General features: G+C 64.4%; 14 protein-coding genes, 1 pseudogene and 1 riboswitch. Of the genes and pseudogenes, 14 read left to right on the top strand and 1 reads right to left on the bottom strand.

The annotated features are described in order from the left end of the window. Positions 1 to 234: 234 nt before the first annotated feature. Positions 235 to 329, top strand: a riboswitch (SAM riboswitch). A gap of 106 nt (positions 330 to 435) precedes the next feature. The 14 genes from ACLQ7E_RS01655 (at position 436) to ACLQ7E_RS01590 (ending at position 23,084) form a co-directional block, all read left to right on the top strand. Beyond that, a complete protein-coding gene (locus ACLQ7E_RS01655) occupies positions 436 to 2,094 on the top strand; it encodes an ABC transporter substrate-binding protein (protein WP_411730795.1) in 1,659 nt (552 codons plus the stop codon). A 7-nt stretch (positions 2,095 to 2,101) separates the two neighbouring features. Then, positions 2,102 to 3,061, top strand: coding sequence for an ABC transporter permease (locus ACLQ7E_RS01650; protein WP_411730794.1), 960 nt, complete (start codon positions 2,102 to 2,104; stop codon positions 3,059 to 3,061). 20 nt (positions 3,062 to 3,081) lie between these two features. Further along, positions 3,082 to 3,978 carry an ABC transporter permease gene (locus ACLQ7E_RS01645; protein ID WP_411730793.1) on the top strand — a complete coding sequence of 299 codons (897 nt, stop codon included), beginning with the start codon at positions 3,082 to 3,084 and terminating at the stop codon, positions 3,976 to 3,978. 13 nt (positions 3,979 to 3,991) lie between these two features. Further along, positions 3,992 to 5,629: a dipeptide ABC transporter ATP-binding protein gene (locus ACLQ7E_RS01640; protein ID WP_411730792.1), complete on the top strand. Its 1,638-nt coding sequence runs from the start codon at positions 3,992 to 3,994 to the stop codon at positions 5,627 to 5,629. Positions 5,630 to 5,676: 47 nt separating this feature from the next. After that, positions 5,677 to 6,912 carry an acyl-CoA dehydrogenase family protein gene (locus ACLQ7E_RS01635; protein ID WP_411730791.1) on the top strand — a complete coding sequence of 412 codons (1,236 nt, stop codon included), beginning with the start codon at positions 5,677 to 5,679 and terminating at the stop codon, positions 6,910 to 6,912. Next, positions 6,913 to 8,331: an NtaA/DmoA family FMN-dependent monooxygenase gene (locus ACLQ7E_RS01630; RefSeq protein ID WP_411730789.1), complete on the top strand. Its 1,419-nt coding sequence runs from the start codon at positions 6,913 to 6,915 to the stop codon at positions 8,329 to 8,331. Positions 8,332 to 8,458: 127 nt separating this feature from the next. Continuing rightward, positions 8,459 to 8,887, top strand: a complete 429-nt coding sequence (locus tag ACLQ7E_RS01625) for a CoA-binding protein (RefSeq protein WP_411730788.1) — start codon at positions 8,459 to 8,461, stop codon at positions 8,885 to 8,887. 454 nt (positions 8,888 to 9,341) lie between these two features. Further along, positions 9,342 to 17,534 (top strand): LPXTG cell wall anchor domain-containing protein, encoded by an 8,193-nt coding sequence (locus ACLQ7E_RS01620; protein WP_411730787.1) that lies wholly within the window; start codon positions 9,342 to 9,344, stop codon positions 17,532 to 17,534. A 151-nt stretch (positions 17,535 to 17,685) separates the two neighbouring features. Next, positions 17,686 to 18,072 (top strand): MmcQ/YjbR family DNA-binding protein, encoded by a 387-nt coding sequence (locus tag ACLQ7E_RS01615; RefSeq protein WP_411730786.1) that lies wholly within the window; start codon positions 17,686 to 17,688, stop codon positions 18,070 to 18,072. Positions 18,073 to 18,096: 24 nt separating this feature from the next. Beyond that, positions 18,097 to 18,420, top strand: coding sequence for a putative quinol monooxygenase (locus ACLQ7E_RS01610; RefSeq protein WP_411730785.1), 324 nt, complete (start codon positions 18,097 to 18,099; stop codon positions 18,418 to 18,420). An 8-nt stretch (positions 18,421 to 18,428) separates the two neighbouring features. Continuing rightward, positions 18,429 to 19,829, top strand: coding sequence for a DUF1990 family protein (locus ACLQ7E_RS01605; RefSeq protein ID WP_411730784.1), 1,401 nt, complete (start codon positions 18,429 to 18,431; stop codon positions 19,827 to 19,829). An 85-nt stretch (positions 19,830 to 19,914) separates the two neighbouring features. After that, the gene (locus ACLQ7E_RS01600) at positions 19,915 to 20,583 is read left to right on the top strand and encodes a DNA alkylation repair protein (protein WP_411730783.1); all 669 of its coding nucleotides are present in this window, start codon (positions 19,915 to 19,917) and stop codon (positions 20,581 to 20,583) included. A gap of 86 nt (positions 20,584 to 20,669) precedes the next feature. Then, a complete protein-coding gene (locus ACLQ7E_RS01595) occupies positions 20,670 to 21,401 on the top strand; it encodes a hypothetical protein (protein ID WP_411730781.1) in 732 nt (243 codons plus the stop codon). A 51-nt stretch (positions 21,402 to 21,452) separates the two neighbouring features. Continuing rightward, a complete protein-coding gene (locus ACLQ7E_RS01590) occupies positions 21,453 to 23,084 on the top strand; it encodes an HD domain-containing phosphohydrolase (protein ID WP_411730780.1) in 1,632 nt (543 codons plus the stop codon). 52 nt (positions 23,085 to 23,136) lie between these two features. Here ACLQ7E_RS01590 and ACLQ7E_RS01585 read toward each other — a convergent pair. Next, positions 23,137 to 23,278, bottom strand: a pseudogene (locus ACLQ7E_RS01585) (IS30 family transposase); the annotation flags it as partial.

Raw genomic sequence — 23,278 nt, 5'->3', positions numbered from 1 at the left:
GACAAGTCGGGAGCGCTGTTTCAGCGTGCATTATCAACATGACGCGCAAGTGAAGCAAGACTCGGATTTTTTAGGCTTCATGTTCTGACTTATGACGCTTCATGAAGCAAATGCGGCCATTGGGCCGCTCTCTACGTCGATTTGTTTCACGGCGAACCCTTTTATGTTGGTTGCATCGAAGATCCTGCGACACACTTGGATTGTTCGAGGTTGCTAGACAACCAAAACGAGCACACACCATCCAGAGCGGCTGAGAGACCTGGCTCGTTGACGCCGCAGCAACCACTCCCGTCATTGGGATACGGTGCTACCGCCAGGACCGATGGAGATAGCCAAACTCTGCGCGGTCCGCCGAATGCTGTCACGTTTTGGACAGGCATTCGACTGATTAGCCATGTCGCGGCGTTCCTCGGGTGAACCGAGAAGGAATGAATCATGGGCAACACCAAACCACCTGCGAAGCGACGCCTTCGCGCCGGCCTCGGCGTCAAGATCCTTACCGTGCTTTCCGTGGCCACGCTGGCACTGAGCGCCTGCGGATCGGGAACCCAAACAGCGGGAAATGCAGCCGGCCCGGTCAGCAACGATCCCGTCCAAGGCGGAACCTTCGTGTATGCGGAAGTAGCCCCGATCAACAACTGGCAGACCCAGGCCGCACGCTTCTACGAGAAGGCCAATGTGCTCAACAGCGTGTTGGACCGACTGACGTATTTCGACGCGGCAACGGGAAAGCTCGTTGGCTGGATAGCGTCGGATTTCACCGCCAACAAGAACCAGACCGAGTTCACCTTCACGATTCGTGACGGCGTGAGTTTCTCGGACGGAACGGCGCTCGATGCCAAGGCAGTGAAGGAAAACCTGGACGCGCTGGGCAAGGGAGTCAAGAGCGCACAGATCGCACCCAACGTCGACTTCGCGGCCTTCAAGTCCGCCGAGGTCGTCGGGAAAAACCAGGTCAAGGTCACGCTCAAGACCCCCGATGCCAACTTCCTGCGTGCCACATCGTCGGTCACCTCGGGACTGGTTTCCCCGGCCACGCTGAAGCTGGACAATGCCGGCCAGTCGGCCATCGCCACGATCGTAGGCTCCGGACCGTTCGTCTTCGAATCCGAGAAGACCGACGAAGAAGTCACCTTTGCCAAGCGCGCGGACTACAAGTGGGCACCTGAATCAGCGGCAAACCAGGGCGCCGCATACCTGGACAAGCTCGTGGTGAAGTACCTGCCCGAGGTGGCGCACCGCGCCGGAGCGGTCCAAACCGGCCAGGTCGACCTGGTCCGGGGACTTCAGCCCGTGGACGAGCAAACCCTCACGGGCAGCGGCGACCAGGTGCTGCCGGCCAAGGGTATCGACTTGACCACCAACATGGCGGCCGTGCGCATCGGCAGCGGCAAGCTCGCTGACACCAAGGTGCGCCAGGCACTGCAGGTCGGCATCGACCGCCAATCCATCAAGGACACGGTGCTGTCGGACAGCTATGTCATCGCCGACTCCGTGCTGAACCACGCGGCCCCCGGGTTCATCGACCTGTCCGCGGATCTGGGCTACAACCCGGAGAAATCCAAGGCGTTGCTCGATGAGGCAGGCTGGGTTGTCGGAGCCGACGGAGTGCGCGAAAAGGGTGGACAGAAGCTGGAAATCACCATCACCAGCTCCAACAACTCCGTGGTCATCAAGCCTGCCTTTGAACTCATCGAGCAGCAATGGCGGGAAATCGGCGTCAAGCTCATCAACCGTGCCGCCGACAATACGTTCCTGACCACCGCCATGATCGATCCCAACACCGAGTTCTTTGGAACCCGCCAATTTGCCTACGGCGGACTGGGACCGGTCTTCGGCCCGGAAAACAACACCCAGACCCTGAACGCGGACAGCGAGCTCAACGCGCTGTTCGCCAAGGAACGCTCGGCCACCAGCGATGCGGAGCACAAGAAACTGGTTGCCGAGGAACAGCGCCAGCTGGTCAGCGAAAAGGCCCTGTCCCTGGTCCTGTGGGACGAAGTCCAGGTCTACGGCGGCAACTCGGATGCACACGTTGAATTCACCTCCGGCACCGCCCCGATTTTCCAGGGCGCCTGGAAGACCGGAAAGTAGCAAGCACATGGCCGCTTACATCGCGCGACGCGTCGGACAGGCTTTGCTGGTCATTTGGCTTGCCTACACCCTGGTCTTCCTGGCCGTGCAGTTGCTCCCGAATGACCCAGTGACGATCTTCCTGTCAGCGGATGCTGCGGCCAACCCGGAAACCATTGCGGCCATGAAGGCGCAATACGGATACGACCAACCGCTGTTGGTGCAGTATTTCAACCAACTGGCTGGTCTCTTCCGGGGTGATTTCGGATATTCGCTCGCCTCGGGCCAGCCCGTTGCAGAGCGCATCGGTGCCGTGGCCGGGTCGACCTTGGTGCTGGCTTCCAGTGCCTTCGTGACTGCTGTGGTGTTTGCGGTTCTGCTGGTCGCTTCGGCCACGTTGGCACGTCGGACGTGGTTGAAGCGGCTCATCATCAACCTGCCGCCGCTCTTCGCGGCAGTTCCCGTGTTCTGGCTGGGTCTGGTGCTCCTGCAGCTCCTCTCCATCCAGCTCGGAGTCATGTCGCTTTTCCCTGATGGTTCGTTCGCCTCGATCGCCGTCCCCGTCCTGGTCCTGGCCGTCCACGTCTCTGCCCCGATTGCCCAGGTGCTGCTCAAGAGCGTGGACATCGTTTACGCCCAGCCATTCGTGGACGTATTGCGTGCCAAGGGCGCTTCGCCGTCATGGATTTTCTTTCGCCACACCCTCAAGAACGCTGCAGCACCGGCCATGACCATCAGCGGGATCACGGTGGGAACGTTGTTGGCCGGCTCCGTCATTACCGAGACGGTGTTTGCCCGGTCCGGCCTGGGCCAGGTGGTGCTTCAGTCTGTCACCGCGCAGGACGTGGCGCTGGTCCAGGGACTCGTGCTGATCACCGCCACGGCTTTCGTTGTCGTGAACCTGGTTGTTGACCTGCTTTACCCGCTATTGGATCCACGGATCCTCAAGAGTGGAACGCACGGGGCACCGCGCGCACTCGTAGCCTAAGCCCGAACGGAGATGAACCCATGAGCATCAAGCTGGAGGAACCGTTGACACAGGTTGCCGTTCCCGAGATCGCCTTCGCTGACATCGAGAACCTGCCCACGCAGAAGAGGAAACCAAGAGCGCTTCGTTCGCCAGTGTTCTGGCTGACCTGCGCCCCGTTGATCATGGTCCTGGGGTGGGCGTTGTTCCCCGCGCTGTTCAGCGGTTTTGACCCGATTAGCGGCGTCCCGGCCGAAAAGTTCCAGGCACCCGGGTCCGCCCACTGGTTTGGCACCGACCACCTGGGCCGCGACGTGTTTGCCCGGGTTGTGCACGGGACCAGCCAAACGCTGTTGACCGCGGGCTTGGCGGTGACGATTGGGCTCGTCGTGGGGACCGGGCTGGGGTTGCTGGCGGCAACCGCGGGCCGGGCGGCCGACGCCGTCACCATGCGCCTGATCGATGTCTTGCTCGCCGTCCCGGGCTTCCTGATCTCGCTGATCATCGTCACGGCGTTTGCCCCCGGTCCGATTTCCCTGGGAATCGGCGTGGGCATTGCCTCCATTGCGTCGTTTGCACGCGTGGTGCGTTCCGAGGTCCTGCGCGTTCGCAGCCTGGACTACGTGGAAGCCGCGTTCATGAACGGCGGCACGTATTGGTCGGTCGTTTTCAAGCACATCCTGCCCAACTCCTGCGGCCCCGTTCTGGCCCTCCTGGCGGTGGACCTTGGCGTGGCGATCCTCGCGATTTCGGGTCTGGGCTTCCTCGGTTTCGGCTCTCCGCCTCCGACCCCGGAATGGGGTCTGCTCATTTCCGAGGGACGGCAGTACCTCGCTTCGGCATGGTGGCTCACGACCCTGCCGGGCGTGGTCATCGTCGTCGTGGTCATCCTGCTCGCCGGTCTTGGCCGACAGCTTCACAAGATCTTCCGTTTTTAGTCAGGGGAACAGCATGAGCACCATCGACTCGGCACCCACATTGCTGGACATTCGTGGGCTAAGCATTCAATACGGCACCGGCGATGAATCCGTCATCGCCGCAGACCACCTAGACATCGCGCTCAAGACCGGCGAAATCGTTGCACTGGTTGGCGAATCCGGCTCCGGCAAGTCCACGCTGGCAAAGGCCATCATCGGACTTCTGCCGGAATCGGCAAAGGTCCTGGGCGGAACGATCGACCTTGTGGGCGAGAACCTCCTGGACCATTCGGCCAAGGAACTGGAAGCCATCCGCGGACGGCGCATCGGCATGGTGCCACAGGATCCCGGAGCCTCCCTCGATCCGGTGAAGACCGTGGGGTCCCAGGTATCCGAGGTTTTCCGCCTGCACCCGCAAGGGCGCAAGCGCACCAAGGCGGAGTTGCGCCGAGAAGTTCTCAGGCTGCTGGAACTGGTCGGGATCGATCGCCCGGAACAGCGCCTTGGGCAGTACCCGCATGAACTCTCGGGCGGGCTGAAGCAACGGGTGCTCATTGCCATAGCCTTTGCCTTGGAACCCGAGCTGCTGATTGCCGATGAGCCAACATCCGCATTGGATGTCACGGTCCAACAGACGGTGCTCGAGGTATTTACCAAGCTCGCCCGCGAACTCGGAACCGCAGTCATTTTTGTGACCCATGACTTGGCCGTGGCCACGGATATCGCCGACCGCATCGTGGTCATGCAGCACGGCCGGATTCGCGAGGACCGCCCGGTGCGCGAAATCCTGCATGCCCCGGAAGACGCCTATACCCAAATGCTGCTTACCGAGGCCACTGCCACGGGCAAAGGCGCACAAACCACCGGGCCTGAGGGCGCCATCGAGGCGCCGGCCATTGAGGTCCGTGGCCTGACAAAGATCTACGGCAACGGAAAAGCGGAACGAGCAGCGGTGGACAACGTTTCCTTCGCAGTCCGTCCCGGAACCACTTTCTCATTGGTGGGGGAATCCGGCTCCGGAAAATCCACGACCGCGCGCATGGTCATGCGTCTGCTCGAGCCCAGCGCCGGGACGGTGAAGATCCACGGACAAGATGTCACCCGTGTGCGCGGAGCCGGCAAGCGGGACCTCTGGCGCAGCCTGCAACTGGTGTACCAAAACCCGGACTCGGCACTGGATCCGCGTTATTCGGTGTCCCGGATCATCAGCGAACCGCTGGAAAACTACAAGGTCGGGTCAAGGAACGAACGCAGGATCAGGGTGGCCGAGCTGTTGGACGCGGTCAACTTGCCCTCGCGCATGGCCTCCCTCGGCGCGAAGGAACTTTCCGGAGGACAAAGGCAACGCGTGGCAATCGCCAGGGCCTTGGCCCTCGGCGCCAAGACGTTGGTGCTGGACGAGGCACTTTCCGCACTCGATGTCTTGACCCAGGCGCAGATCCTGGCGCTGCTGGAAGACCTCCAGGTCAACCAGGGGCTGTCATACCTCTTCATTTCCCACGACCTGCACGTCGTCGAGCGCATTTCACACGACGTGGGAGTCATGCGACAGGGCAAGCTCGTCGAAGTGGGCCCGGCCTCACAGGTCTTCGGGAACCCCGCCAGCGAGTACACCAAATTGCTTTTGGACTCGAACCCTGGTCAGCTGCTGCGCGAGATGGCAAACCGCTAAATCCGGCCAACAAACTTTTTGAAACTCATGGATGTAAAGGAAGAAAAATGAGTGCAACGCACGTGCAGGAACGAACCGAAGAAGCCCGTTACGCGGAATTGAGTGCACGCTTTGCACCGGTGTTCGGCCGGATCGCCGAAGGCACTGTGGACCGGGAAAACAACCATGTGTTGCCCTTCGAACCCGTGACATGGCTCAAGGAAGCCGGCTTTACCACGCTGCGCGTCCCGGCCGCGCATGGCGGGGATCCGGTCAGCCATGAACATCTCTTCCGGTTGATCGTGGAACTTTCCGCCGCGGATTCCAACGTCGGCCACTTGCTCCGCTCCCACTTCGCCTTTGTCGAAACCATCGCCCTGCAGCCGGAGGAATTCCAGCTTCGTTGGTTCCCTCGGGTGCTCGCCGGCGAGATCTTCGGCAACGCGGCCACCGAACGGGGCGGCAATGCGTTGGGGACTACCAACACCAAGCTTCGCGAGGAATCCGGGCAGTGGCTGCTGAACGGGGAAAAGTACTACACAACCGGCTCCATCTTCGCCGACTGGGTGGTTGTCATGGCCAGCACCGAGGGCGTCGAAGGCCGGCAGTACGCCATCGTGCGCGCCGATGACGCCCGGGTACGGATCATTGACGACTGGGATGGCTTTGGCCAGCCGCTGACCGGCACCGGCACCGCAATCTTCGAAGATGTTGTGGTCCCATTCGAAGACATCATCCAGCGCAAGGTCTCCTCCACGCTCGAGCCGGCCTTCTTCCAGATGGCCCTCCTGAGCGTCCTGGCCGGCATCGGGCGTGCGGCACTGGCAGATGCCGCCGAATTGGTGCGCACCCGCACCCGAACCTTCAATACCGGATCAGGTGAACTCTTCCGGAACGACCCGCTGATCCAGGAAAAGGTCGGCCGCATCGCAGCGGCCGTCTACGCGGCGGATTCGATCGTCTGTGCCGCCGCTCGCGACCTGGATGCCGCGGTGGACCAGTCCCTGGGCCTGGAACCGACAGCTGCCTTCATCCGCGCGGAAATTGCCGTGCAGCAGGCCCACGTGACGGTCCCGAAGCTGGTGCTGGATGCAACCAGCGAACTCTTCGACGTCACCGGCGCCTCGTCCGTTTCACGAGGAAAATCCCTTGACCGGCACTGGCGCAACGCCCGCACCGTCGCGACCCACAACCCGGTCGCCTTCAAGGCCCGTTCGGTGGGCGACTACTACATCAACGGCACCATCCCCACCGGATTGCACTCGATCGGTGAAGCCACGGACACGAAATCGGAGAACAAGTAAATGGGTACTTTTGACACGCGTCCGCGCCTGTTGCTGAGCGCATTCCTGATGAACACTTCCAGCCACATCCTGGGTGGCCAATGGCGCCACCCCCAAGCGCAGCAGCACCGCTTCAATGAGCTGCAACTGTGGGTCGACCTGGCCAAGCAGCTTGAGGACGCCAAGTTCGACAACCTGTTCTTTGCCGACGTCGTGGGGCTTTACGGCAACCACGAGGGCGGCTGGGCCTCGATGGTCCGCAAGGGCATGCAGGTTCCGTCCCACGACCCGCTCGTGCTGCTCTCGGCCCTTGCAGCAACCACCAGCGACATCGGACTGGCCATGACCAGTTCCGTGGTGCAGGCATCCCCGTTCCAGTTTGCGCGCCAGCTCTCCACGCTGGACCACCTTTCCAACGGCCGCGTCGCGTGGAACATCGTGACCAGCGTCCTGGAGAACTCGCACCGAAACTTTGGTGCGGCCGGCCTGACCGCCCACGACGACCGCTATGACTGGGCCGAGGAATACGTCGAGGCGACGTACAAGCTGTGGGAAGGTTCCTGGGAGGACGACGCGGTTCTGGCCAACAAGGAAACCGGTGTCTTTGCCGACCCGGCCAAGGTCAACAAGATCCACCACCAGGGAAAACGGTATTCCATCGAGGGCCCGCATCTTGCCTTGCCGAGCCCGCAACGCACGCCGTTCCTGTTCCAGGCTGGATCGTCCGCACGCGGGCGCCAGTTTGCCGCGGAACATGCGGAGGCAACTTTCCTTTTTGCTCCGCACCCGGAGTATGTGGCCAAGCAGGTGGGCAAGATCCGCGAGCTGGAGGCTGCCGCAGGACGCGCCACGGGAGACGTCAAGGTCTTTGCCGGCCTGTCATTCGTCGTGGGAAGCACCGAGGCCGAAGCCAAGGCCAAGGAAGCCGAATACGACGAGTACCTGGACCTTGATGCGATCATCGCCCACATCGGCGGTGGGATCGGGATCGATCTGGGCGGGTTGGACCTGGACACACCCTTGGGCGACGTCCAGACCGAGGGCGCCCGAGGCGTCCTCGAAGCAGCCATCGCGTCGGTTCCCGGAGGGAAACCAACCATTGGCGACCTGGCCCGCTACCGGGCCAAGGCCCAGCAGATCGTGGGAACCCCCGAGCAGATCGTTGACGAGATCGAACGCTGGCAGGACGCGGGCATGGATGGCCTGAACATCATGACCCAGATCCTGCCGGGCTCATACACGGACTTCATCGACGGGATCCTGCCCGATCTCCGTGCCCGCGGGCTTGCGCAGACCGAATACGCCCCCGGCACCTTGCGCGAAAAGGTGTTCGGGCGCGGGGCCCGGCTCGAAGAGACCCACCCGGCAGCACGCTTCCGTGGGGCCTTCACCGAGTACTCCGCCGCCAACACCGAAGAGGCGCTGGAGCGCGCACTCTAGACGGCTGCACATCGGTCCGCTGCGCCGGGGAGTCGGAAGAGTCGAGGGCTTTTCCGACTTCCTGCCGGTTAAGTACCCAAGAAGGCTTTTGGGGCAAGACCCAGACTGTGGCGGTAGCGTATGGAACATGAGCACCGAAGTTGGCCAGCGGCACGTAAATGACCCGGCAGTGATCCGTAGGCTCCTGCAAACCCCCGCGCGATGGGCGGTGGTGGGGCTGACCAATAACCCGCGCCGCGTGGCTCCAGGGGTCTCGGTATTCCTTCAAGAGCGGCTGGGCATGGAAATCATTCCGGTCTCCCTGAGCGGCGAAAGCGTTCTGGGCAACGTCGGGTACAAGCTTCTGGCCGAAATCCCCGGACACATCAGCGTCGTTGATTGTTTTGTGAACTCGCAAAAAGTCGGTGACATCGTTGACCAGGCCATTGCCATTGGTGCGGATGCAGTCTGGCTGCAACTCGGTGTCGTCGACGAAGCTGCCACCAAGCGCGCCAAGGACGCCGGGTTGGATGTCGTCATGGACACCTGTCCGAAAATTGAGTACCACTACCGGTAGTTTCAGCGCGCCCAAAAAAACAGTGCACCGTCCGTAGTGGCAGTAGACGTGGATCACGATCTGTGTCTAGAATGACGGCATCACAAGCAACACAAATTGGGAGCTGGGGCCCCAATAAATGCTGGGGGTAGTTCGAACTTGGGGTTTGAACTGAACTAACGGATCGGTTGGGACCGATCCGTAAACGGTGCTTATTGCGTGGTTGCTGCGCCCCCTTGGGGTAATTGGGGTAACTAAAGTGTTCGGCAAAATTGGGGATAATGCTGCACGGAATCAATCAAGAGGTCGTCGCTTTGCGCGCCGCAACTCTTTTTTGGGAGCCATTTGGAGGAACGGAATTGTCCGTTCAACCGTGGGTGCCAGCGCGACGACAGCGCTCGTTGCAACGATGATGTTTGGCGGCGGTGGATTCAATCCCGCCGCGGCATCACCGTCGGACAGCAAAGACGCCAGTGTGGAGCAGGCGCTGCTGGATGCCGTTGAGGGCAGCGAAGCGAGCGCCGGGTCGAACCCGGCCAAGGCAAAGACCGCGCCTGCGGAAGAAACGGTTGCCGAAGCACCTCTCCAGGGCACCGAACCGTCCGCGGACGAAGAGCTTGCAGAGGCACAGGAGTCGGCGGCCCCCACGTCCGAAGCTCCGTCGACGAGCAAGTCGATTGATTCAGGGAAGCCGGCGACCCCGAGTGCCGAAGCGCCTACGAAGTCCGAAGAGAAGACCACAGAGGAACCAGCGGAAGCCTCGGTCAGTGAGCCGAATTCTGCCCTGGCCAAGGACGCACCCGTCGTTGCGGCGGTTGCAGGCGTTTGCGACACGAACATCGACAAAGGCAAGATTGACACGTTCATGCAGCGGGCCGGCGGCGCCCCATTCGCCAACGGCAACCTTTCCTCGGGCATCTACGAGGGCGGTTATGTTGACCAGCGCGTGCAGATGAGCAACATGCTGCCGGGCGAGAACGAATTTGTATTCAACTACCGGGTGCGCACTGGCGGCAAATGGGCCTATGACTTCATTGACCAGTACTCAATGACCGGCGGAACGATCACCAACACCGAGGTGATCGAGGGATCGGGCAGCGACCGCGAGGACACCGTCAAGCTCACGTTTGATGCAACGGCCTCCTCGGTCACCCTCTACTTCAGTGTCCATGTCGCATCCGAACTGGACCATGGGCCGGGCGCGGGAGCCTCTGCCATTAGCGGATCCCCGTATCACGTGTCCTTGGTGTCGTTGAATTGCGCGACCGCGGGGAACCGTGCCAACCAGATTTCGGCAAGCGACGTCCAGGCAGGTTTCGTGACCATCATCAAAGACGCCACCCCGGCCGACGGTACCGACTTCGGCTTCACACTTAAATCCGGCACGACGGCAGATTCCGTGAACTTCCAGTTGGATGACAGCGCCGGCTCCAACACCGGCGCGGACCTTCCCGACCGCCTGACCTACACCGTTGCCCCGGGCACGGTAACTATTTCCGAAAACGCCCTTCCCGAGGGATGGAACCTCTCGGCCCTGACCTGTACCGGTGTCACGCCGACGATCGATTCGTCGGCGCGCAGCACGTCCTTCACGCTGGTGGACAACGCCCAGGTCACTTGTACATTCACCAATAGCAAGACGACGTACAAGGACCTTGAGGTCTCGAAGACCGCAGTCGCCAAGTTTGACCGCGACTACGACTGGACGATCGAAAAGAACCTGGCCTCCGCCCAGCCCTCCACCGTCAAGTCGGCCGCCGGCGACGTCCCCGTCAACTACAGCGTGCTGGTCGATGCCAGTGCTGCGCAGGACAGCAACTTCACCGTCGATGGTGTCATCACCGTGAAAAACACGAACATCGCGGCCATCGACGGGGTAACCCTGACGGACAGCATCCCCGGCGCCGTGTGTGCCATTGAGACTTCCGAAGGCACTGCAGTAACGGGCCCGTTGTCCGTCCCGGCCGGAACCACGACCTTCAACTACACCTGTGAGATGCCTTCCGGCACCACCGCGGGCACTGCCGGAACAAATACCGCCACCGCGACGTGGAACGCCGCCTCCTACTACGGGACCGACGGCAGCGCGAGCACCACGAAGGACTTCTCCTTCGTGGGAGTGGAGCCCACCGTGACCGATGGCTCGGTGACCGTCACCGACAGCAAGTTCAACCTCTCCACGCTTCCCGGCGGCAACATCGTCACCGCCGCGCAGGCGCCGAAGAACTTTGCCTACACGACTACCTGGCCGGGCGTGGCCGGTGAGTGCACGACCTATGGCAACACGGCAAAGTACACCGAGAAGGACGGCGGCACGGCGAGCGATACGGCCTCCGTCGATGTCTGCCTTGGTGCGGACTTGGTCGTCACCAAGAACGTTGTCGCGAGCTTCAACCGTTCCTACCTGTGGGAGATCGACAAGACGCCGGTGAACGGTGCCGGCCCCTACACCACCGATGCCAACGGAGACGTCGTCGTCGACTACCAGGTGACGGTCAAGCCGAACGACCCCGAAGACAGCGCCTGGGCCATGTCGGGTGTCATGACGGTGACGAACCCGAACACGTGGCAGGACATCACCGCCACATTGAGCGACACGGTGAATGTCGGCGGCGACGCCGCGTGCACCGTGTCCGGTACGACGGGGACAAATCCCGTCGGCGACGCAGACCCGGACACCGAAGGGTTCCAGGCCGTCATCCCGAAGGACTCGGTGCAGGGGTTCAGCTACAGGTGTACCTTCGAGACGCTCCCACGCTATGAGGGCACGAACACCGCCACGGCGACCTGGGACGCCGCGAAGGCCTCCACGCCCACGGCGGAAGCCGCGGGGACCGCCGCGGTGACCATGGGGACCTGGACCCAGGCACCGTTGAACAACGTGGTGACCGTGACGGATGACCACCACACCTTTGATCCCGCCTGGACCATCACGTGGTCAGAAGACATGGCGGCACAGACCCGCGACTACAAGGTCAAGTGGACGGTTCCGGCTGTTTCGGCAGGCACATGCGTGGGGTTCACAAACAAGGCAACCGTTGCAGGGGCCAGCGGCTTCACCACATCGGACCATGCCGCCATCAAGGCATGCCGCCCCGCCTCCCTCAGCGTCAAGAAAACCGCCGATGCGGGATACGACCGCACCTATCTCTGGGACATTGAGAAGACCGTGGTCGGTCCCGACACGGTCAACGCCGGGGAGGACCACAACGCAGTAGTCGACTACGGCATCACCGTCACTTCCAAGGGATACGAGGACGATGCCAAGACGCTGAGCGGCGAGATCACCGTATCGAACCCGAACAGGTTCGGTGGCGACGTCGAAGTAACGGTCTCGGACACCACCACGCTCGCGGGCCTGGTCTGCACGGTGGATCCGGCGGCCGATACGAACCCGGATGCCGACGGCGTCCAGGTCACCGTCCCGCAGGCCACCGTGTCCGGCGAAGTTTGGGTCGATGGCAAGAAGAAAGTCGCCTACAACTGCGATGCCAGTTCAGTGACCGAGGCCGACTACACCGGCCAAAGGAACACCGCATCCATCACCTGGAACGGTGGCAAGGCCAGCAGCCAACCCGTCGATATCGCCTTCGGGCTCAAGGGAGCCACGGACGAGACCGTGGACATCCTCGACCAGTTGATCGATCCCGACTCCACGCCCAAGGATCTGGGCACGGTTTCCTTCTCCGACATCCCGGACGGCGACTGGGCCACCTGGTCCAAGACGTTCAACGACCAGCTGACCCACGAGGCCACGCTTGGCGAATGCACCCCATTCACCAACAAGGCCTGGGTCGAGCTCGATGGCGACGGGACGAATCCGTCTTCCGAAGCCACGGTCACCGTGTGCGACCAAGCGGGGCTGCAGGTTTCCAAGACCGCGCAGGCCTCCTTCGACCGCCTGTACAAGTGGAACGCGGCCAAGGACGTGGACAGGACGGAGCAGACGATAGCGCCGGATGGATCGGCAGTCTTCAACTACACCGTCAAGGCAGTGCCAAACGGCTTTGAGGACTTTGACGAATCCCTGCTTGGCAAGATCACTTTGACGAACCCCAACCAGTTCGAGGCCGGAGAAATCACGGCAACGGTCACCGACACGGTGGACATTGCAGGGTTGATCTGCGAAATCACCACGCCCGAGGACATCGATCCTGGCAAGGCGGGCTTCCAGGTCCTGGTGCCCGCGGGCGCCGACGGCAACCCGGGCAGCGTGGTCCTGGATTACGAATGCACCGGTGTCCCGGCCACCTACACGGGTACCAACACCGTTGATGTCACATGGAAGGATGCCACTTACGCCAAGCAGACCGCCACGGCATCGGCCGAGGTCAACTACGTGCTGGACACCGAGTACGACAAAAACGTCCTGGTGTTTGACGACAAGGTCGTCGAGACGGATTACCCGGAGCTCTTGGGCACGGCAACCTGGAACAAGGAAAAGGACCCCACGGAGTTCACCTACGACCTTTCGTTCCCGGGAATCCTCGGAACATGTGAGGATCACACGAATACCGCGATCGTGACCGAAGACGGTTGGAACCAAGCGACCCTGGACTCGGCCAGCAAGCAAGTCACCGTCTGTGTTGAGGAGAACCTCGAGGTCACCAAGGACGTCACCGCGACCTTCGACCGCGACTACGACTGGAAGATCGAGAAGGACGCCGACAAGACCTCCTTCAACGTCGACGGCGACGGAAACGTGACAGCAGGCTACACGGTGGCCGCCACCAAGATCGGCCACACGGATTCGGGGTGGAAACTCGGTGGAACCATCACCGTGCATAACCCGAACGACTTTGGTTCCATCACGGCCAACGTCGAGGACACCCTGGGCCTTGAGGGCGTAACCTGCACCATTGCCGACGGCAAGACAGTGCAGATCGCCGCGGGCGACACGTTGGAACTCGGCTACACCTGTGACGTTTCGGCGGGAGTGGACGAGACCGACTACACCGGCGTCATCACGAACACCGCAACGGCCACCTGGGGTGAAGGCCGCAGTGCATCCAGCGATGCCGTTGCCGTCGACTTCTCGATGGACACGGAAACCGACACCCACATCACGGTGACCGATGACAAGTACACGGAGAACGGGCATGTATTGGGTGCCGTGACGTTGGAAGAGTCGCCAAAGACCTTTAGCTACGACGTCGATTGGGAAGCTGCCGCAGGCAAGTGCACCACCTTCACCAACACCGCCGTGATCGACGGTGACGCGAACCACCCCGCGGGCAATGAATCATCCGCCGACGTCGAGGTGTGCGTCGAGAAGGGCCTAACCGTGGTCAAGACCGTTGACGCGGGCTTCACCCGCGACTACGGCTGGGACCTCGAGAAGAAGGTGGACCAGGCCAGGTTCACCGTCGATGAAAACGGAAAGGCGACCGCCAACTACACGGTCACCGCCACCCAGGCGGGACACGAAGACCAGGACTGGACGATGTCCGGATCGATCGACGTGTTCAACCCGAACCGGCAGGGCGAGCTGGTTGTCGACATCGCCGATGTCACCACCGTTCCCGGTGCCACGTGCAGCGTTGCCGGCGGCGGCACGGATGTCGTTGTCCCGGCGGCCACCGCAAAGGACGGCGTCGTGACCAGGGGCAAGGCCACGGTCAGCTACGACTGCGTACTGACAGATCCCTTGACTGCGGCCGACTACGCGGGCCACACCAACACCGCCACCGTCACCTGGAGCGGCACGGACGGCAAGGACCGCACCGCCGACTTCGCGGCAGGAGTCCTGTTCACCCAGGACCAGGCCAAGGACATCGACGGGGCCGTGACGGTCCTCGATGACCAGACGGTGCCGGGCGCGACCCATGAACTGGGAACCGCAACCCTGGGGGAGTCGCCCAAGGCGTTTACCTATCCCCTCGAGCTGGCGGGCGTGGCAGGAGAATGCACCACCTACACCAACACCGCGGTCCTGAGGGAAACCACCGGAACCGACGAGGTCGACAACACGGCCACGGCGGACGTGGAAGTGTGTGCCAAGGCGGGACTGGGCGTTTCCGACCCGGCGGAAGCCACCTTCGACCGCGAATACCTGTGGAAGCTGGACAAGAAGGTTGACCGCACCGAGGCCGAAATCGGCCTGGACTCAACGGCGACGTTCGACTACACGGTCGCCGCGACACCTGACGGTTATGAGGATTCAAACCACCAGGTGGCGGGCACGATCACGCTGAGCAACCCCAACCAGTTTGAGGGCGGCGACATCACCGCCACGCTCACCGGCAGTGTCGATATTGTTGGTGTCACCTGCGCCTTCGATGCCACCGACGCCGACCCGGACACCGACGGGTTCCAGGTCCTGGTGCCGGCCGGCGCCAACGGCACGGCCAACACCGTGACCCTTTCATACACCTGCACCGGGACCCCGGAAAACGGGGACTATGCGGGCGAGCACACCGTCACCGCCACCTGGGCAACTGCCCAGGGCGGGGACGCCACCGCCACGGCCTCGGCCGAGGTGCTCTACGAGCAGGTGGGTTCCACGAATACCGACCTTGAGGTCTTCGACGACAAGGCCGCAACGGTTCCGCAGCCCGTGAAGCTGGGCACCGCCGACTGGAACGCAGGGTCGGTTCCCACCGAGTTCACCTACCAGGTGATCTACCGGAACCCGAACCCGGATGCCCTGGACGGCACCTGCACCACCTACGACAACACGGCAACCAGCGTTGCGACTGACGATGCAAGCGCATCGGTCGAGGTCTGCGTGACGGTCGGCGCCCCGACGGTCGCAAAGACCGTCACCGGCACCCGCCAGAACGCGGACGGCAGCTGGGACATCACCTACAAGCTGGAGGTCACCAACAACGACGCGTTCCAAGGCCGCTACTCGCTGAACGACACCCTGTCCTTCGGCAGCGGCATCGAGGTCACCGACGCGTCGTGGACCGGCCCTGCGGCCGGCGACGGCGATGCGTGGGACCTGGAGACATCGAACCACACCGAGGTCCTGGCCACCGACACGCTGATCGATGCGGAGGAGACCGACACCTACCTGGTCAGCGTCACCGCAGACGTGGAGGTCGGAGTCATCGGCTCCGCGGCAGCGGATTGCGAGCTCGCCGAGGGCGAGGACGGCACCGGGTTCCTGAACACGGCGACCCTCACCGCCAACGGCCAGGACACCGAGGTCGCGGCCTGTGCCGCGCCGGTCGCCCCGACGTTCGACAAGCAGGCCATTGACTTGGTCCAGCATGAGGACGCCGACGGAAACTGGGACGGCACCTGGGACGCGAGCTACAAGCTCACCGTCACCAATCCGGGCACCGACGGGCAGGGCGTGAACTACACGCTCACCGACACCCCGGCCTTCGCGGACGGCGTGCTCGTCAACGACCGAACGGTTGGCTCCGAGGACGTGGTGGTCAATGCAGGCTGGAACGGCACGGACCCCGCCGAGGACATGGTGGTCGCCGGCCAGGCACTGGAAGCCGGCGAAGTCCACACCTTCACGGTGGTCGTCAATCTCAGCCTCACCTCCGCCATCACCGATGCAGACCGCGTCTGTGGCGAGGGCGGGCACGGCCTGTTGAACACCGGCGAAGTGAGCTCCGGCAACGAATCCGCTCCGGATGAAGCATGCCTGGACATCCCGGCACCGAGCAGCAACGTCGTCAAGACCGCCGAAAGCGCCGCGGAGAACGCGGACGGCAGCTGGGACGTGCACTACACGGTCGTCGTGAACAACACCTCGGACGCGGCAACCCGCTACGACCTCACCGACACGCTGCGCTTCGGCGAGGGGCTCACCGCCACCGGCGCCGACTGGAGCATGGAAGGCACCCACACGGCAGGCAGCTGGGCGACCCCCGGCACCGAGCCGGGCACGGTGCTGGCCACGGACCGCAACCTGGAGGCCCGCGATTCCCACACCTATAGGGTGCATGTCGTCGCGATCCTCGAGGACGGCGTCATCGGATCGGCCGCAGGCAACTGCCCGTCCGGGGAGGGGAACACCGACGGCGGCTTCCTGAACGAGGCCACGCTGAGCGCCAACGGCAAAACCACCCATTCCCGCGACTGCGTGGAACCGGTGAAGAACCCGCGCAGCTACTCGCTGGTGAAGACCTCCGATCCGGCCAGCGGCACCGTCGTCTGGCCCGGCGACACCATCGCCTACACCCTCACGGTGCGCAACACCGGCGAGTTCGTGTACACCGGGGCCGTGGTCACCGACGAGATGGCCGGGTGGCAGCAGGCGGCAATCCTCAACGAGGGCAGCCTGAAGCCCTCGGGCGGAGAATCGGTCATCGAGGGGAGCAAGCTCGTCTGGAACGTGGGAGACCTGGCGGTCGGGGAGGTCAAGACCCTGACCTACTCCATCACCGTGAATGCCGAGGCCTGGGGCGCGGTCCTGGTGAACGTGGCCACCGGCAACGGGGACGTTCCGGGATCGAAGACCACGCACCGGACCCCGGTGCAGGTCAAGCACCCCAACCCCTCGCCCCGGAACCCGGTGCAGGTCATCCAGGCCCCCGTCCCGGTCCAGCCTGTAGCCGTGGTTCCACCGCGGAAGCCGGTTGCGCCGCTGGCCAACACCGGCGCCTCGGACTCCACGCTGTGGGTCCTGGGATCCGGAGCCCTGTTCATGCTCCTCGGAGCGGCGTTCGTGGCAGGTTCGCGCCGCCGCAAGGGCGAGGGGAAATAGTCGCCAGGAAAAATGACGTTCGCGGTCGGCCGCTCGCTACTTGGGGGTGAGTGGCCGGCCGCGAACCCCTATGGACCGGCCGGTCTTGCCACACCCCCCCAGCGGGCGGGACCGGCCATTTTTTCTGCCCTCCGGGCTTAGGATTGGCAACGTGGAATACGAATCATGGCGCGGCCTGCTGCTCTCGATGCCCGGCGCCTTCGAGGATTTCCCCTTCGGTGAGGACGCCGCGGTGTTCAAGGTCTCCGGTCGGGAGGGCAGTCGTGCCAAGATGTTTGGGCTGTTGATGCACCGGGGAGGGACGATCAACCTGAACCTCAAGTGCGACCCGGCGCTCGCCGAGCAGCTGCGCGCCGCCAACGAGCAAATCACGCCCGGTTACCACATGAACAAAAAGCACTGGAACACCGTGGTGCCGGGGTTGGATGAGGAAACCATGCTGGCGATGATCGAGGATTCCTACGACCTGGTGGTCGCCTCGCTGCCCGCCGCCGAACGCGCGGCCCTGGGCTGGAAGGGTTTGGTCGAGCGCGGCTGATCCGGAATCTGTAGGCTTGGAGGCATGTACTTCATTGTCGTGAAATTTCAGACCAAGCCGGACTACACCGAACAGTTCATGGACCTGGTGACCCCGTTCACCGAAGCCACCCGCGCCGAGCCCGGCAACCTCTGGTTCGACTGGTCCCGCAGCGTCGAGGACCCCAACGAGTTCGTCCTCGTCGAGGCATTCCTCGATGACGACGCCGCCGGTACCCACGTGAACTCCGAGCACTTCAAAGCCAGCATGGTAGCCATGCGCCCGGCCCTGCTGGCAACCCCGAAGATCGTCTCGCGCAAGGTCGAGGGCGATTCCTGGGGAGAAATGGGCGAATTGCAGATCGGCTAGGTCCTGCCTTGTTCGAACCACTGAGGCGCAAGCTACAGCAGACCTTCTCCGCCCAGGAACACTACGATCCGGTGTGGGAACGCGAGCTGGACCGCGGGAACGATGCGGGGTACTTCCCGCACGACTCCGCGGTCTGGGTGGTGCACGGCGGGATGAGCCCGATCGCCGCCGGAATCCGGGCACTGCTGACCCAGGCCCTCCACCCAGGGGCGCTGGCAGGGGTGGCCGAACACTCCAACTACCAAAGCGACCCGCTGGCCCGGCTTGCCGGCACCATCCGGTGGATCTTCACCCTTACCTACGGTGACACCGCCGCGGCCGATGCCGCCTGCGCCTGGGTGGCCCGCCGCCACGAGCCAGTCACCGGCAGGTACACCGCCGGCACCGGGGAAGAGCGCGAGTACGCGGCCAACGACCCGGGCCTTGCGGCCTGGGTGCACCTGGCCTTCGCCGACGCCTTCCTGCGCAGCCACGAGATCTTTTCCGGCCCCGTCCCGCAGGGCGCCGACACCTATGTGCGTGAGTGGGCCAAGGCCGGCGAACTGATGGGTGTTGCCAACCCGCCGCGCAGCGAGGCCGAACTCCGCGAGGCCATTGCCGGGTACGAGACCCGCGGCGAACTGGCCGGCGGCCCCAGGGTCGCCCAGGTCGTCTCCTTCCTGAAAAACCCGCCGCTGGATCCCGCCGTGCTGCCGGGCTACAGGCTGATCTTCGCCGCTGTCGTGGACACCCTTCCGGAAAACCACCTCAGGATGCTGGGGCTCAGGCCGCCATCCCTGGGCCCGGTGCAACTGCCGGCCCGCCTCGGCGGAAAAGTGGCGCTCGGGGTGGCGGGCCTGGCGCTGGCCAAGCATGGCCCGGCGGAACTGGCAGCACGCCGCAGGCTTTTTCGCCTCGGCGTGCTCAATGACCTGAGCTATCCGGATCCCGGCATCACCGACTCCGTCCCGGCACCCGCCGGCTACCGGACGCTTCAGGTGCGCGAGCGCGTGGGCAGGGGCGCGATGGCCTTCGAGGCCCTGGCCGCCGGGATCATGGCCTGGAAGCTGCACGAGGGAGCCGGACTGCGGGTGCGCGCCGACACCCCCGAGGTGCAATTGGCCAGCCGCGTCCGGCTCGGCGTCGGCCTCGGGCCGGTGCGCATCGAGGCTCCCTGCCGCGTCGTGCGGCTTATCGAGTCCGAGACCCGGCTCGGCTTTGCCTACGGCACCCTGGCCGGGCACCCCGAAACAGGGGAGGAGTCCTTCGCCGCGGTGCTTGATCCCGACGGCTGCGTGTACCTGGAGCTGAAGGCGGTGTCCCGGCCTTCGCCGGGGCGCTACCGCCTGGGCGCCCCGGTCACCGTGGCCGCCCAGCACCTGGTCACGGGCCGCTATGTGGATGCGGCCCGCAGGCTCGCGCGGGGTTGAGCGGGGAGCGGGCCGCGACGCCACGTCGTGTCGCAGGTGGGCTTTTCGTAGACTGGAATTTGATCACTAATACGAGGAGGTCGGGATGCCGGAAACGACGATAGACGAGGTGATGGCCGAGCTGGCAGCGCTCGAGGATCCGAAGATGCGCGAGGCGAACGAGAAGCGCGGGGACGACCACGGGGTGAACCTGTCCAAGCTGCGGGCGGTTGCCAAGAGGCTCAAGACCCAGCAGGAGCTGGCACTGGAACTCTGGGCAACGAATGACACCGCGGCGCGACTGCTGGCGCTGTTGGTCTGCCGTCCCAAGGCCTTCGCACGCGAGCAGCTGGACACCATGTTGCGCCAGGCGCGCGCGCCCAAGGTCCACGATTGGCTCGTGAACTACGTGGTGAAGAAGAGTCCCCACGCCGAGGAGCTGCGCGTGGCCTGGAAGGCCGATGCCGATCCCGTGGTCGCCAGTGCCGGATGGGCGCTGACCAGCGAGCGAATAGCAAAGTCGCCCGAGGGCCTGGAGTTGGCCGGTCTGCTGGATACCATCGAGGCCGAAATGAAGGACGCGCCCGAGCGGCTGCAGTGGGGGATGAACCAGGCCCTTGCAACCATCGGCATCGAGCACGCCGAGCACCGGGCCCGGGCGCTTGAAATCGGCGAACGCCTCGAGGTGCTCAAGGACTACCCGACGCCCCCGAACTGCACCTCACCCTTCGCGCCGATCTGGATCAACGAAATCGTGCGCCGCAAGGAAGAGTGAGCACCGGCGCGACAAATGGGGCATCGGCCCCATGCGCAGGCGCGGCAACACTCCTACGCTCGTTTCATGAGGCAGAGGAGTCCGTCATGACAACGATGACACCGCAGGAATGTGCCCGGCTTTCGGAGGCCACGGCGGCATTGCCGCCGGGCACCGCGGAACGATTTTCCGGCTATGCGCTCATGGGCATGCCCTTCAGCAGCGGACACTACCTTGCCTACAGGCGTTTCCCCGCCAGCTCCATCGGCCCGGGCTACCACGCGGCGTGGCTGCGCCGTCCCGACGGCCGCTGGACCGTCTACGCCGACGCCCCGCCGGAGCTCAGCTGTGCGCGCTACTTCGGGGCCGCGTTCAGCGAGGCCGTCCATGCGCCGGTCTCCGGCAGCTTCAGTGGCCCGTTCAGCCTCACGGTCACGGTTCCGGGCGTCCTGACCTGGCGGCTTGCGCTTGAATCCTCCCTGGCCACGGCCGCCCTCACCGCCATGGCCAGGAAGATGCCCGCCGCCGTGTGGCGCAGCGACCGCCTGCTCGATGCGATGGGACTGTTGATGGGACCTGCATTGCGCGCCGGGAAGATGGGCCTGGCGGGGCTGGTCCCCAACGGACAGTCCTTCCGGGCGCACCCGCAACGCGTGTGGATGGTCGCCTCCGCCGAGGCAACCATTGACGGTGAAGACGCAGGGGTCCCGCAAGCGCTCCCGGCCCAAGAGCACCTGGCCGACTTCTGGTTGCCGCAACGCGGCGTGTTCGTGGCCGATCTGGGCATCGACTACCCTTCAACCGCATCCGACATCCGGTCCGCTCCCGCCCGGCACTGAAGTCCGTCCTGAACCGGGCACCGTCGGTGCGGGCCGCCGTAGAATGAAGGGGTGGCGGATCAGGGCGCGGGGACGTTCGACCGGATTCCCGCGGTCCCAGGGTCTGCGGGCGCACGGGCGCGGAACCGGGCAGGCACCCCGCGGCGCAACGAACTGCTGGCAGCACTCTCGCTGGCCATCGACCTGGGGCTCGGCCAGCCCATGGAACACATGATGCGCGCGACCCTGCTGGGGCTGCGGATGGCGACGCTGCTCGGCGTCGAAAAGGCGGTGCGCGAGCGGATCTACCACGCAAACCTCCTGGCCTGGATCGGCTGCCCCACGGATTCCTTTGAGCTTGCGGCGCTGTTCGGCGACGACCTCGGCTTCCGCTCCGACTATTACCGCATCGACGCCCATGGCCTGCCCATGCTCTCGCTGATGCTGCGCCACACCGGAACCCAACTGCCGGGGATGCAGCGGGTCGCCGAACGCGTCAGGTTCGCCGCGAGGGCGAAGACCACGGTCAGGGACCTCATTGCCTCGCATTGCACCTCGGCCGGCCAGCTGGCGGCACGGGTGGGCCTTGACGAGCACCTGCCCGCGATCCTCGAGCACGCCTTTGAACGCTGGGACGGCAAGGGTCTTCCCGCCGGTAGATCCGGCGAGCAGATTCCCCTGGAGATGCGCATTGCGCAGCTCGCCGACACGGCCGAGGTCTTCCTGCGCACCGGCGGAGTCGACGCGGCGGTGGCCATGGCAGCGCAGCGCCGCGGCACCCAGTTTGACCCGGGGATCGCCGACCTTTTTTGCTCGCGGGCGCGGGAGCTGGCCGACGGGCTGCTGGAGTCCGACCCGTGGCCGGCCGTGCTGGCCTCCGCCCCCGCGGACGCGCCCCTGGGCGACGCGGAGCTGGATTCGGTCTTGGAGGCCATGGGCGATTTTGCCGACCTGAAATCCCCCTGGACGACAGGGCATTCCCGGGCCGTGGCGGCCCTCGCCGCCGATGCCGCCTGCCGTCTGGGGCTCGGCCCCGCCGAAGTCCTGGTGCTGCGCCGCGCCGGCTGGGTCCACGACCTGGGACGGATGGGGGTGTCCAATGCGGTGTGGGACAAGAAGGAGCCGCTGTCGGCGGTGGACCGGGAGCATCTGGCGATGTATCCGTTCCTGACCGAACGGATCCTGGCGCGGGTGCCCGGCATGCGGCGGGTGGCCGAGGTGGCCGGCGCCCACCGGGAACGGCTCGACGGTTCCGGTTACCCGCACGGGCGCGCCGGGTCCGAGCTGGATCCGGGCCAACGCCTGCTTGCCGCCGCCGAGGCCTACGCGACCTACCTGGAGCCGCGGCCGCACCGGGAGGCCATGGGCCCGCGGGCCGCGGGCGAGCGGCTTCGCTCGGAGGCGGTGGCGGGCCGGCTGGATGGGCGCGCGGTCGATGCGGTGCTGGCCGCCGCCGGAGGTTCCGAACCCCGTCGGCGCGGAGGCGGGCCGGGAGGGCTGACCGGGCGGGAGGTCGAGGTGCTGGCACTGCTCTGCCGCGGGATGAACAACAAGGACATTGCCGCGGCCCTGGTGATCGCCCCGAAAACCGCGCGCAACCACGTGGAACACATCTACCTGAAGACCGGTGCGACAAATCGGGTGTCGGCCACGCTCTTTGCGCTCGAGCACGGCTTGTGGGACCGCGGCGCCACCCGGGCATGAGTCGGGCCCCGCAGCAAGGGCGGATTCTAGGAGTCGTTGCAACACCTGGTGGCTAGGCTGCCAACATTAGTTCACGCAGGCGCTCGGTTGGGGTATCCCAACCGAGCGTTTTGCGTGGGCGTCCGTTGAGCAGGCGGCTGACCCGTTCCAGTTCCTCGGGGCCATGGGTGCTGAGATCGGTTCCCTTGGGGAAG

Source organism: Paeniglutamicibacter sp. (genome assembly GCF_046714615.1).
Lineage (GTDB): Bacteria > Actinomycetota > Actinomycetes > Actinomycetales > Micrococcaceae > Paeniglutamicibacter.
Note: the sequence above shows the minus strand (reverse complement) of the source record. Positions and strands in the feature narration are given on the sequence as shown.

Coding starts and splice junctions, on each gene's coding strand:
- ACLQ7E_RS01655 (WP_411730795.1), top strand. CDS start 436: ATGGGCAACACCAAACCACCTGCGAAGCGACGCCTTCGCGCCGGCCTC.
- ACLQ7E_RS01650 (WP_411730794.1), top strand. CDS start 2,102: ATGGCCGCTTACATCGCGCGACGCGTCGGACAGGCTTTGCTGGTCATT.
- ACLQ7E_RS01645 (WP_411730793.1), top strand. CDS start 3,082: ATGAGCATCAAGCTGGAGGAACCGTTGACACAGGTTGCCGTTCCCGAG.
- ACLQ7E_RS01640 (WP_411730792.1), top strand. CDS start 3,992: ATGAGCACCATCGACTCGGCACCCACATTGCTGGACATTCGTGGGCTA.
- ACLQ7E_RS01635 (WP_411730791.1), top strand. CDS start 5,677: ATGAGTGCAACGCACGTGCAGGAACGAACCGAAGAAGCCCGTTACGCG.
- ACLQ7E_RS01630 (WP_411730789.1), top strand. CDS start 6,913: ATGGGTACTTTTGACACGCGTCCGCGCCTGTTGCTGAGCGCATTCCTG.
- ACLQ7E_RS01625 (WP_411730788.1), top strand. CDS start 8,459: ATGAGCACCGAAGTTGGCCAGCGGCACGTAAATGACCCGGCAGTGATC.
- ACLQ7E_RS01610 (WP_411730785.1), top strand. CDS start 18,097: ATGTACTTCATTGTCGTGAAATTTCAGACCAAGCCGGACTACACCGAA.
- ACLQ7E_RS01600 (WP_411730783.1), top strand. CDS start 19,915: ATGCCGGAAACGACGATAGACGAGGTGATGGCCGAGCTGGCAGCGCTC.
- ACLQ7E_RS01595 (WP_411730781.1), top strand. CDS start 20,670: ATGACAACGATGACACCGCAGGAATGTGCCCGGCTTTCGGAGGCCACG.